6 protein-coding genes are annotated in these 13385 nt (G+C 52.2%); all 6 read left to right on the top strand.

From position 1 onward, the window contains the following. Positions 1 to 62 precede the first annotated feature (62 nt). The 6 genes from EPD17_RS18750 to EPD17_RS18725 all read left to right on the top strand — a co-directional run bounded on the left by EPD17_RS18750 (position 63) and on the right by EPD17_RS18725 (position 13209). A complete protein-coding gene (locus EPD17_RS18750) occupies positions 63 to 3071 on the top strand; it encodes a T9SS type A sorting domain-containing protein (protein ID WP_132056006.1) in 3009 nt (1002 codons plus the stop codon). A gap of 533 nt (positions 3072 to 3604) precedes the next feature. Further along, complete coding sequence (locus EPD17_RS18745; protein ID WP_132056005.1) at positions 3605 to 4345, top strand: ferredoxin--NADP reductase; 741 nt, start codon at positions 3605 to 3607, stop codon at positions 4343 to 4345. Positions 4346 to 4419: 74 nt separating this feature from the next. Further along, a complete protein-coding gene (recG, locus tag EPD17_RS18740) occupies positions 4420 to 6576 on the top strand; it encodes an ATP-dependent DNA helicase RecG (protein ID WP_240040675.1) in 2157 nt (718 codons plus the stop codon). A 262-nt stretch (positions 6577 to 6838) separates the two neighbouring features. Then, on the top strand, positions 6839 to 10432 hold the full coding sequence (locus tag EPD17_RS18735) for a DUF7948 domain-containing protein (RefSeq protein ID WP_165929668.1): 3594 nt from the start codon (positions 6839 to 6841) through the stop codon (positions 10430 to 10432). 25 nt (positions 10433 to 10457) lie between these two features. Further along, positions 10458 to 11489 (top strand): PorP/SprF family type IX secretion system membrane protein, encoded by a 1032-nt coding sequence (locus tag EPD17_RS18730; RefSeq protein ID WP_240040674.1) that lies wholly within the window; start codon positions 10458 to 10460, stop codon positions 11487 to 11489. A 310-nt stretch (positions 11490 to 11799) separates the two neighbouring features. Then, positions 11800 to 13209 (top strand): FAD-binding oxidoreductase, encoded by a 1410-nt coding sequence (locus EPD17_RS18725; RefSeq protein ID WP_114235375.1) that lies wholly within the window; start codon positions 11800 to 11802, stop codon positions 13207 to 13209. Positions 13210 to 13385: the final 176 nt, after the last annotated feature.

Genomic DNA, 13385 nt, shown 5'->3' with positions numbered 1-13385 from the left:
CCGGGCCAACCTTTTAGTGGTTTTAATCGTAATTTACTCCGCAAACAATCAAATAGTTTTACATGCACCTGAAGCTGGTTGCCGGAAGAATCGTTGCCGCGGCATTTATAGCAATGCCTTTTACTTTTTTAAAAACCACAATCAGCTTTGGGCCGGAGCGCATTGGCGGATGGAAAGGAATTGAAGCGCTGGACGGCGAAGAGGAAGGTGAGGAGGAAGAGGAGGGCAAAAAAGCCGAGTTCAACCGGCGGCGCCTAGAGCACGAAATAAAAATGCTCCGCAACCCCATTACCGGCCGCATTCCAAAAGATTTTCACCAGAAGGAACTGGCCGCCGTGCGGCAAATAAAAATGCGCAAAGGCGCGGCACCGTTTCTCAACGGCATCAGCGGACTGGAGGGCACCCAAACCAACAACAGCTATGTAAGCCTGGGACCCAACAACGTGGCCGGCCGCAGCCGCACCCTGGCCGCCGACCGCCGCAACGCCAATATTTTACTGACCGGTGGCGTAACAGGCGGCATTTTCCGCAGCGCAGATGGCGGTGCCAACTGGACCTTTGTTTCGCCGGAAAATGAGATCCGCAGCGTTACCTCCATCGTCCAGGATCCTACCAGCCCCGACATCTGGTATTGCGGCACCGGCGAAATTTATTACCCTGCTTCGCAATCGGCCACGGCCACCACATTTGGCTATGGCATTTTTAAAAGCACCAACAACGGCGTAAGCTGGACCAAACTCAACGTCACCGCAGCAGGCTCGGAGCATATTTTCGACAACCGGTTCGACCTGGTGCATCGCCTTGCCGTGCACCCCACCACCGGCCATGTGTATGCGGCCATTCATGAGCGCATTGTTCGCTCCACCGATAAAGGCGCCACCTGGGCCACGGTGTTAACCGGCAGTGTTTCCAACAATATTTTTGGCGGCCTTACCGAGATTCATATTCCTACCAACGGGTCGGCTATTTATGCTGCTTTTTCCGGCGGCGGCCCCGATCCGCAATTGGTGAACCGCGACCGCGCCATTGCAGGCGTGTGGCAAAGCACAACCGGTGGCTCCGGCGAGTGGACGCGTATTGCCGGGGGCCAGAGAGGTCAGGCCGATTCGGTGGCAGGCTGGCGGCCTTTTGGCCGCTGGGGCCGTGTTGTGTTGCAAACAAATGGCGCCGGCAACCAGCTTTTTGTTTTGTATAAAAATGGCGAAAGCGCTGAAGACGGCGATCCTGAAGCCGACCTCTTCCGGGCCAACTTGGGTGGCACGCTGCCCAACAACGCGGCTTGGACCAACCTGAGCGCATGGGTGCCCGATGAACCCAATTTCGACGAGCCGGGCATTGACCCATACACCACGCAGTTTGAAGGCTACAACATGAGCATTGGGGTAAAGCCTGATAACAACAACATTATTTTTATTGGCGGCACCAACCTGCACCGCGTAAACCTGGCCGAAACCGACCCGGCCCGGAAGTTCCGGCGTATTGGTGGTTACGGCGGTGGGTTTTTCCCCAATGCCCAACTGGCATCGCCTTATGATAGCGACCAGAGCAACCCCAACAGCGGCGACCCGCACCACCCCGATATTCATTACATAACATACCTGTCCAACAGCAACAGCACCTTATACACGGCATCGGACGGCGGCATCCATAAAACCCGCACTTCGGATTTAGCCGATACGGTACGCTGGACCTCGATGAACAGCAAGCTGCAAACCATGCAGTACCAGTTTGTGAGCATTATTCCCGATACGGAGGCCGACTGGATCATTGGCGGTGCGCAGGACAACGGCACTTATGTAAACCTGGATGTGCCCGCCAGCCAGGAGCATATCCGCATTGGCTCGGGCGATGGCGCTGCAGCAGCGATTTCGGATTTTACCAAAACCGGCAACAACTGGAAGCAATACTGGTATTTCAGCAGCTCGGGCGGCAATATCTTCCGCTCCAATTTCGATTGGCGCCTCACCAACGGTACGCTTGATTTTGTAAGCAACAGCACCAACGATATTACCCCCAACGGCCGAAAAGAGGAAGGGCAGTGGCTAACGCTGTTCATCATGGACCCCGATTCGACAAAACACCTGTACTACACCAGCGACAACCGCCTGTACCGAACGCTGAATGCGCCATCGGTGAACGAAAATAACTGGACGGAAATTTCGGGAGTGCGGGCCGTGGTGCCTTCGGGTAGCTCTTTTTCGGCTATTGCTTTGAGTAAGATTGCCGGCCGTAGCACCGTGCCCAATAAGCGCTTGTTTTTAGGCACCGACGATGGCCAGGTGTACCGTATGGATAGTGCAGATTTAAAAGGGCCTGCCACCAGGCCGGTAAATATTACGCCTGCCACTATGGTCAATGGCAGTTATGTATCGGGCATTGCGGTAAACCCGCGCAACCCCGATACGGTGCTGGTTACGGTTTCCAACTACGACGACGGAGGCGATATTGTACACAACATTTTCTGGTCGGGTAATGCCACCAGCGCCACACCCACCTGGCAAACCATTGACGGTGAACTGGAGCCGGTATCGGCACAGAGCTGCGCCATTGTGGTAACCCGAACCAGCGTGGAATATTATGTGGGCACATCGGTAGGGCTGTACAGCACGGCCAACATTACCGGCGAAAGCACGACCTGGTTCAACGAAGGTGGTGGCATGCTGAAACGGGCCATCATCCGGTCGATGATGGTGCGGCCCGAAGACAATGCCCTGGTGCTGGGCACGCATGGCAACGGTGCGTTTTACTCGGTTATTGGCAATGCCATCAGTTATGATGGCAGCCCAACGCCGGAGCCGCAACCGGGCAGTGGCAATTTTATTACCGCCATTGCGCCAACACTTACCACGGGTGCCGTGCCGGTCAATTATTTTGTGGGCACCGCTAATGTTTCGCGTATTTCGGTGCAGGTGTTCAACAGCATTGGGCAATTGCTCTACCGCGAGGAGCGGGCTTACTCCAACAGCGGCAACTCGGTTGATTTCAGCCGCTACCCGCCCGGCGTTTATTTCCTCCGCATCCTGAGTGTGGATGGTAAGGAAAAGCGGGTGCAGAAGATTATGAAACAGTGACCAGTGATTTGTATGATTAGAAAGGATTGAAATGATCGGTTTATTATAGTACAAAAATGCCCTGCCATTTGCAGGGCATTTTCGTTGGGAATATGATGTTATTCGATTGGGTCTATTGGGTTCAATACAAATAATAAAGCGTGATGAACTTGTTTGTTTTTATAAATCTGTTGCCTTAAGGATTGCTGATAGTAGGTGAAAAGATTATCCGCAATAGGTCAAGTGTTTTGCAAGAAAAAGAAAATGCGATACGCTGATTGCACCGATGAAAAACGAAAGACAATTTACCCCGCCGACCGCCAAATCATTTCAATCCTTTCTAATCATACAGATCACCGGTTAAAAGAAGGGCCGGCAAGAATGCCAGCCCTATAGCCTAAACCGTCCGACAAAAAATATCTTGAAACTTGTTGAAGTTTAATTTCGAATTCGTCCAATTTGTTTCAACTACTATGCCATCTTTGCCCGTATCGGACTATTACGACTAAAATCGGGTATTATCCCTTTTTTGTAATTTGGCCCAAACTCCACCCATGGCCCTACAACCCTGGCGCACCGGCATCATTACCCGCATAGAACAGGAAACGCCCAACACACGCCGCTTTTGGATTCAGATACCCGAGCTGGACCGGTTCGATTTTTTGCCGGGGCAGTTTATTTCGCTGGATTTGCCCATCCACGAAAAACCGCACAAAAGGGTACGCAGCTACTCCATTGCATCGGCGCCGGATGGTACAAATACGGTAGAGTTGGTGATTGTAAAACTGGACGGAGGCGCCGGGAGCACTTATCTTTTTGAAAGGGGTAAAATAGGCTTGGAGATGCCGGTGCGTGGTCCGCTGGGCGTGTTTACGCTGCCGCAAAATATGGAGCAGGACCTGTACTTTATCTGCACCGGCACCGGCATTGCGCCGTTTCGCAGCATGCTGCATTATATCAATGAGCACAATGTGCCGCATCGAAATATCAACCTCATTTTCGGCACCCGCACGAAAGAGGATCTTCTCTATTTTGAGGAAATGCAGAGCTTAGCGCAAAAAATTCCACAATTTCAATATTTCCCCACCTTGTCCCGCGAACAGTGGGACGGATGCTGCGGCTATGTGCACACCATTTACGAACGCCTGGTGCTGGAGCAAAAAGAAGCCACCGGCGAACTGCCACCGGCATCGTTCTTTTTATGCGGCTGGAAAAATATGGTGGACGAAGCCAAGCAAAAAATACTGGCGCTGGGCTATGATAAGAAGAGTGTGCATTTAGAATTATATGGATAAACAAGTTAAAAGGCAAATGTGAAAACCCATATGTAAAGTTTTTCAAGCCAGTTTTGGCTTTTCACTTTTGACTTTTGCCTTCCTGCTCTGCCGCTTACTTTTGCCGAAACAAAACAGCCATCGCCACATCCCCCGCCATATTATCGCATCCCATTGAGTACCTGAAAGGCGTGGGCCCGGCCCGTGCCGACATGCTGAAAAAAGAGCTGGGCCTGTTTACCTTCAACGACCTGTTGCATTTTTTTCCGTACCGCCACCTCGACCGCACCAAGCTGCACAAAATCATCGACCTCACGCCAGCCATTGAGTTCGCACAGGTGCGGGGCCGCATTCAAACCATTGAAATTGTGGGCGAAAAAAGTGCACGCCGCCTCACTGCCCTGCTGCGCGACGAAACCGGCGCCATGGAATTGACCTGGTTTCAGGGCATCAACTGGGTGCAAAAAACGCTCAAAGAAGGCATGGCTTATGTGGCCTTTGGTAAGCTGGGTTTTTTTATGGGCAAGCCCCAAATGGTGCACCCCGAACTGGAAGTACTGAATGGCGAAACGGCTGCAGTAAAATCCCACCTGGATCCGATTTATTCCACCACCGAAAAATTAAAATCGCGGGGACTGGGCGGCCGCCAAATGGCCAATTTCACCGCTGCGCTGTTTACCCTCATCAGCGACCGCGACCTGCCCGAGAACCTGCCCGCCCAACTGGTGGCGCAATATGGGTTTGTAAACCGGTTTGAGGCATATCGACAGGTGCATTTCCCGGCATCGCCGCAGCAGTACGACGAAGCAGTGCGCCGCCTGAAGTTTGAAGAATTGTTCATAGCGCAGGTGCGGCTGGCCCTGGTGCGGTTGCAGCGGCATACCTCATCGCGGGGCGTGGTGTTCGATAAAGTAGGCACCTATTTCCTGGATTTTTACAATAGATACCTGCCGTTTCAACTAACCGGTGCACAAAAGCGGGTGCTGAAAGAAATAAGGCAAGATACCGCCACCGGCCACCAGATGAACCGCCTGTTGCAGGGCGATGTAGGTTCGGGTAAAACCATTGTGGCTTTGTTGTCGATGCTGCTGGCGGTGGACAATGGTTTCCAGGCCTGTATGATGGCGCCCACCGAAATTTTAGCGCAGCAACATTTTACCGCCATCAAAGAATTGCTCAAAGACATGCCCATTGGCGTGGAGTTGCTCACCGGCTCCACCAAAACCGCGGAGCGCAAACGCCTGTTGCCGCAGCTGGCCGATGGCTCGCTGAGCCTGCTCATTGGCACCCATGCACTAATTGAAGAAGTAGTACAGTTTAAAAGCCTGGGGCTGGTGGTGATTGACGAGCAGCACCGCTTTGGCGTGGCGCAGCGGGCACAGCTTTGGAAAAAAGCAGCCATTCCGCCGCATGTGCTGGTAATGACAGCAACTCCCATTCCGCGAACGCTGGCCATGACGGCCTACGGCGACCTCGATTACAGCGTGATGAACGAACTGCCGCCGGGCAGGCAACCCATTACCACCGTTCATCGTTTTGATGGATACCGGGTAAGCGTACTCGATTTTGTTCGGACGGAAATAGACAAGGGGCGGCAGGCCTACATCATTTTCCCGCTCATTGAAGAAAGTGCCAAGCTCGATTACGAAGACCTGATGCAGGGCTACGAACATGTGAAGTCGCTGTTCCCCGAACCCCGTTATTGGATCAGCATGGTGCATGGGCGCCAGCCCGCCGACCAAAAAGACTGGAACATGCAACGCTTTGTGCGGGGCGAAACTCAGATCATGGTATCGACCACTGTGATAGAAGTGGGCGTAAATGTGCCCAATGCCTCGGTGATGGTGATCGAAAATGCGGAGAAATTTGGTCTATCGCAGCTGCACCAATTGCGGGGCCGCGTAGGCCGCGGTGCCGAAAAAAGCTATTGCATCCTCATTACATCGCCCAAATTGAGCAACGATGCCCGGGAACGCATCAAAACCATGGTATCGACCAACAATGGTTTTGAAATTGCAGAAAAGGATTTAGAACTGCGCGGTCCGGGTGATATTGAAGGCACCCGGCAAAGCGGTGCAATGAACCTTCGGCTGGCCGACTTGTTGAAAGATAAAGCCATACTGGAAGCCGCAAAGGAAAGTGCCGAAAGCCTGGTTACATCCGACCCTGAGCTGAACAAGCCCGAAAACAGCAACCTCCGGAATTACCTGCAATCGATCAAAGGAAAAACGCCGTGGAGTAAAATCTCGTAAATAGTAATTACGCCAATTGTTGTTGTGCGGTTGCGGGGTTTGGTAAATGCGCCAAAGGGCATCGCCGTTTATTTGGTTGTATGAGGTTTATATATCTGATCGTTTCTATTGTGTAGGGATGTTATACCCGGTATTAAGAGTCTGATTTAATAAAGCAGCGGGGTTAAGATATTGCAGTGCTAAGATTTGCAAAACTTAAACATTTGGCTTTTTGCTGAGGTACAATAAAATGCAGTTTAAAAATGTTAACTTCAAAAGTACCTTGAGATACAAGCTTTACATACTCTTCATCCTTGCCTGCCTGCCCACCTTATTTGCCTTTGGCCAGTATTACGAGGCCGTGCAGTTTATCGAAAACAAAGGCCAGTGGGATAGCCGCGTCCGGTTTATGGCCGAAGTGCCTGCCGGCGAAATTTATATCCACCAAAACGGGTTTACCATTGTACAGCACAGCCCCGACGACTGGGAGGGCCTGGCCGAACTGCGCCACGGTCATGCCGGCCATTTGGAAGCCGTAAAAAAAGAACCCACGTCTACCCGGCCGGTAGCCATGCGGTCGCATGCATACCGGGTTGATTTTGTGGGTGCCAATACCGCTGCTGCCCTGGAGCCCGATAAGCCGCTGGCCAACTGGAACAATTATATTTTGGGCAACGACCCCAAGAAGTGGGCCTTTGAGTGTAAAATTTACCAGGGCATCACCATCCGAAATCTTTATCCCAATATCGACATCCGGTATTACTCCGAAAACGGCCGCCTTAAATACGACCTGATTGTGCAGCCCGGTGGCAACCCGGCCCTCATCAAAATGCAGTATCATGGTGTAGAGGGGCTTTCGGTAAAAAATAAACAACTGCACATTCCTACCTCCGTAGGTACGCTGAAAGAGCTGCCGCCCTACAGCTATCAGTATGTAGCAAAAGGAAAAACGGAAGTAGCCAACCGCTACCTGCTCAAGGGCAACACCGTGAGCTTTGACGTGAAAGCCTACGACCGCAACGTGCCGCTGGTGATTGACCCCACCCTCATCTTTTGCACCTTTAGCGGCAGCACCCGCGACAACTGGGGCTTTACGGCCACCTACGGTCCCGATGGGTCGATGTACGGAGGCGGCATTGCACTGGAAGGCGGTTTCCCCGTTTCGCCCGGTGCTTTCCAGCTCAATTTTGGCGGCGGCACCAATCCCGTTCCGGAAGATATTGTCATTATTAAGCTCAGCCCCGACGGCAGCCAGCGTATTTATGCCACTTATATTGGCGGCTCCACCAACGAGCAGCCCCACAGTTTGATTGTAGATGCACAAGGCAACCTGGTGATTGCCGGCCGCACCAATTCGCCCAACTATCCCACTACCGGCGACAATTTTGGTACAAACGGCGGCTATGATATTATTGTAACCAAACTCAACGCAACCGGCACGGCACTTATCGGGTCGCGGCGCATTGGCGGCACCGGCAACGACGGTGTAAACATCAACGATACCCGCAATGGTGTAAACTCGTTGCAGCGCAACTACGGCGACGACGGCCGCAGCGAAGTAATTATTGATGGCGCCAACAATATTTACGTGGCATCCAATACCCGGTCGCAAGACTTTTTTACCAAAAACGCGGTGCAGACCAGGCTCGGTGGCGACCAGGATGCAGTGGTGATCAAAATGACCCCCGATGTTTCCGACGTTATATTCAGCACGTACCTGGGCGGCACGAAAGACGATGCTGGCTATGTGCTGGCCATTAACCCCGTAACCGGCAACTTGTACGTAGCCGGCGGCACTGCCAGCAGGGATTTTCCGGGCAACAAACAAGGCAGCATTTACCCGGCAAACCAGGGCGCGTCCGACGGAAACATTGATGGATACATTGCCATTTTTACACCCAACGGTGCTTTGGAAAAAGCAACGTATATGGGCACGGCCGGTATCGACCAGGTGTACGGCATCCAGTTCGACCAGCGTGGTTTTCCATACATCACCGGGCAAACTTCCGGCTCATGGCCCGTTGAAAATGCGGCTTACTCCAACCCCGGCGCCAAGCAGTTTATTTCCAAACTACAACCCGATCTTTCGGCTTTTGTTTATTCCACTGTTTTTGGCAAACCTGCTAACGAGCCCAGCATTTCACCAACTGCGTTTCTTGTAGACCGTTGCGAGAACGTGTATGTATCGGGCTGGGGCGGCGGCGTGTCGGACCGGAGCAACCCATATAATTCCTCGGGCACCATCGGGCTGCCGGTAACAGCGGATGCTATTAAGCCCACAACGGACGGCCGTGATTTTTACTTTTTTGTATTGCAGAAAAATGCCACCGCCCAGTTGTTCGGGTCGTTCTTTGGGCAGGATGGCGCAGCATCGGACCACGTGGATGGCGGCACCAGCCGGTTTGACCGGAATGGTGTAGTGTACCAGGCCATTTGCGCCAACTGCAAACAATTTGGCAATGCGCCGTTCCCCACCACGCCGGGTGTTTGGTCGGAAAATAACCCTTCGCCGGGCTGTAACCTGGCACTGGTAAAATTTGAAATGAACTTTTCGGGTGTGCGTTCCGGTTTGCGTTCGGCCATCAATGGCGTGCCCCGCGATACCGCCGGTTGCGTGCCGCTGACTGTTGTGTTCAGCGATACGGTGCGCAACGCCGTTAGTTATGAATGGATGTTTGGCGATGGCAGCGCACAGGTAACCACCACCGAGCCTACCGCAACACATACTTATGAGCGGGTGGGTTCGTTCCGCGTGATGTTGGTGGCTATTGATTCAAGCACCTGCAATGTGCGGGACACTTCTTACATCAACATCAGGGTAGGCGATATTGAAGCCAAAATTGATTTTAACCCGGTAAAACTGGAGCCCTGCGATTCGTTTAGTTATCGCTTCGATAACCTATCGGTGGCACCGGGCAGCCAGCCGTTTACCGGCCAGTCGTTTGTGTGGGATTTTGGCGATGGTACGCCAAGGCTACGGGCAGGCAGTGCACCGGTGTTTCACAAGTTTACCACGCCGGGCACTTATAATGTCAAACTTATCCTCGTCGATTCGGCGTATTGCAATCTTGGCGACTCGGTGGTAAAAACACTTCGGGTAGCCGCCACCGTTACTGCCAGCTTTGATATTCCGGGAACCGGTTGTGCACCGTTTACCGCCGTGTTCAACAATACATCACTGGGCGGGCAAACCTTCCTGTGGTCGTTTGGCGATGGCAACACTTCTACCGAAAGCAGCCCGCAGCATATTTACACACAACCCGGTACCTACACTGTAAAGCTGGTGGTGACTGATCCGAATACTTGTAATGTAACCGACTCGGCTTCGGTAACGCTCAATGTTGCAGGCAAACCTACCGCCAGCTTTGTAGCATCGCCGCAACCACCAACCGAAAATACCCCCATCACGTTCACGCCAACTGTTTCACCGGATGTGGTGGAATGGCGCTGGTATTTTGGTGATGGCGACAGCTTGGTTACCCGTGTGGGCGGCCCCGTGCAGCATGAGTACAACAGCACCGGCAACTTCAACGCCTGCCTGGTGGTAGCCAATGCCGCCGGCTGCACCGACACGGTTTGTGCGCCGGTTGAAACCCTGGTACGCATTGCCGTGGATGTGCCCACTGCATTTACCCCCAACAGCAACGATGTAAACAGCGTGGTATTTGTGCGGGGGTATGGTATTGCCAAAATGAAATTTACTGTATGGTCGAGGTGGGGTGTGAAAGTATTTGAAACTGCCGACCGGAAAATAGGTTGGGATGGCCGCTACAAAGGTACCCTGCTGCCGATGGATGCCTATGCCTATACACTGGACGTGGAATTTTTCGATGGAACCAAGGTGACGAAAAAAGGAGATATAACCTTAATCAGATAAAGAGGGAGGAGGATTTATGAGACCAATGTTCAAGCAACTTGCCATAGCGTGGGCCTTGCTGGTGTCGGTGGCGGCACAGGCGCAGGACCTGCATTTTTCGCAATTTTTCAATTCGCCGCTGACCACCAACCCTGCCAACACCGGTTTTATCCCCGATGGCGACTACCGGCTGGGCGCCAACTTTCGCAACCAGTGGTCGTCGGTAATGACTTTGCCCTATAAAACCATGAGCGCTTTTGGCGATATGCAGGTAGCCAAAGACCGCTTTGAAAACGGCTGGGTGGGTGTGGGCGCCGTGGTGCTGCGCGATGTGGCGGGCAGCGGCAACCTGACATCCAACAAAGTGTACGGCTCGGTGGCTTACCACCAGATGCTGGGTTTTGCCAGTTTGCTGAGTTTGGGTTTTAATATCGGCTACGCCAATAAAACCATCAATTCGTCGAACCTGAAATTTCCCGACCAGTTCGATGGCCGTTTCTTCGATAATAAACTGCCTACATCTGCCGTGCTGGCCAAGAACAATGTTGGCTACCTCGACCTGCAGGCGGGTTTAAATTATGCGCTGTTCCCAACCGATAAGATTTATGTAAACACCGGCTTTTCGGTGCACCACATCAACCAGCCCACCGAATCGTTTTTTGAAAACGATGGTGTGCCCACCGATAACCGCATACCGCGCCGCTACATTGGTTTTTTAAACGGCAGCTTTATGCTGAATGACCAATGGATACTGAACCCCAATGCGTATTACACCACGCAGGCCGGCGTATCGCAGCTGGTGGTGGGCGCCAATGCGCACTACAACCTGTCGGGTGATGGTGAGAACATCCTAATTGGCGGTATGTACTACCGGCACAACGAGGCGGTGATCCCGATGATTGGCCTGGGTTATAAAGACTACATGTTCACATTCAGCTATGATGCTACGGTTTCAACCTTGAAGAATTACAACAATACCCGCGGTGCGTTTGAATTTTCGCTGGTAAAGCAGGGCGTATTCAACCAGTTCCGCGGCGACCGCAGGGCAACGATTTGTCCTTCGTTCAAAAACCTGTAACCGGTGATTTGTGGGATTTGAAATGATTTTAAGGAAGGTGTCCGCGAGGACACCTTTTCTTTTTTTAATTAACTAAGCACGCATTAAAGATGCAGTCCTTATCGAAATGACGAATTCACGATTCCCCATTCACGATTGACGTTTCACGTTTCACGATCCCCTCACCCTTCCTTCCGCTGAAATTCTCTCAAATATTCCCCGGTTTCGTTAAACAAATTTCAAGAAATCCATCTCTTCAATCCTTTTTCATCATAATAACCACCGGTTTCCCGAACTTAGCAACCCTAACAAACCGCATTTTATTTTCAATATGACAACCGCCATCCAAACGCTTCCGGTGCTGGAACAGCTCGATAACTTCCGCAGCATTGTGGGCGAACAATATGTTTTTGTGGACGAAGAATCGTTGAACAACTATGGCCACGACGAAACAGAGCACCTGCTTTTTTTGCCTGATGTGGTGATCAAACCCCGCACCGCGGAAGAGATCAGCGCCATCATGAAAATATGCAACCAGCACGGCATCCCGGTTACGCCCCGCGGCGGCGGCACCGGTCTCAGCGGCGGCGCATTGCCCCATTTGGGCGGCGTTTTGTTGTCGATGGAGCGCCTCAATACCATTTTGCATATCGACGAACGCAACCTGCAGGTAACCACCGAACCCGGCGTGATCACCGAAGTGCTGCAGGATGCCGTTAAAGAAAAAGGCTTGTTTTACCCGCCCGATCCATCATCGAAAGGATCTTGCTTTATTGGCGGCAATATTGCCGAAAACAGCGGCGGCCCCAAAGCCGTGAAATACGGCGTGGTGCGTGATTATGTGCTGAATCTGGAACTGGTGTTGCCCACCGGCGAAATCATTTGGACTGGCGCCAACGTGCTGAAAAACAGCACCGGCTACAACCTTACCCAACTGGTAGTGGGTTCGGAAGGAACGCTGGGCATTGTTACCAAAATTGTATTGAAACTGCTGCCCTTACCTAAATACGACCTGCTGATGCTGGTGCCCTTTCAAAATTTGGAAAAGGCAGGCGAGGCAGTGAGTGCCATTTTTCGGGCGGGCTTTACACCCAGTGCGCTGGAACTGGTAGAAATTGATGCGCTGAAAATTACTGCGGCCATGGTGGGTGCTTCCGTGGTTGCCGTAACCGACGATACCGCGGCGCACCTGATTATTGAAGTGGATGGCAATAACATGGATGTGATGATGCAGGACATGGAAGCCATCGCCAACCTGATGGTGGAATTTGAAGGCGGCGAAGTGTATTTTGCCGATGACGCGCAGCAAAAGGCAGAGCTGTGGAAACTGCGCCGCCGTGCGGCCGAAGCGGTAAAGCTGGATGGGTACACCGTAGAAGAAGACACCGTGGTGCCCCGCGCCGAACTGCCCGCACTGATCCATGGCGTGAAAGAGTTGGGCAAGCAATATCATTTTCAATCGGTGTGCTACGGCCATGCCGGCGATGGCAACCTGCACATCCGTATCAAAAAGCCTGGTACGCAAAACAGCCAGGAAGATGCCGAACTGCAGGAAAGCCTGCGGGCACTTTTTAAGCTGGTAAAAGGTCTGGGCGGTACCATCAGCGGCGAGCACGGCATTGGGCTGGTGCAAAAGGGCTTTATGGATATTATGTTTGAAGAAAGCCATATCCGGCTGATGCGCCAGATCAAGAAAGCATTTGACCCCAATAATATCCTCAATGCCGGAAAGATTTTCTAACCGGAAGTTGAAAATTTGAACCACGAAGGCACGAAGAAACCAAGAAGAACGAAGTAGGATTTTGGTTGTTGCGCCTGGCGCTGTTGGTAAAAAAGGCCATTCAAAAGCTACGGTTTCCGTTGCTTTTAACATGTAAAAACAACCGTCATTCCTGTCTTTGTATTCCTTTGTTCCTT

Origin of the sequence: Pseudocnuella soli (genome assembly GCF_004347775.1) — a bacterium.
Classification (GTDB): domain Bacteria; phylum Bacteroidota; class Bacteroidia; order Chitinophagales; family Chitinophagaceae; genus Flavisolibacter; species Flavisolibacter aquaticus.
This window is presented reverse-complemented; position numbering and strand designations above follow the sequence as displayed.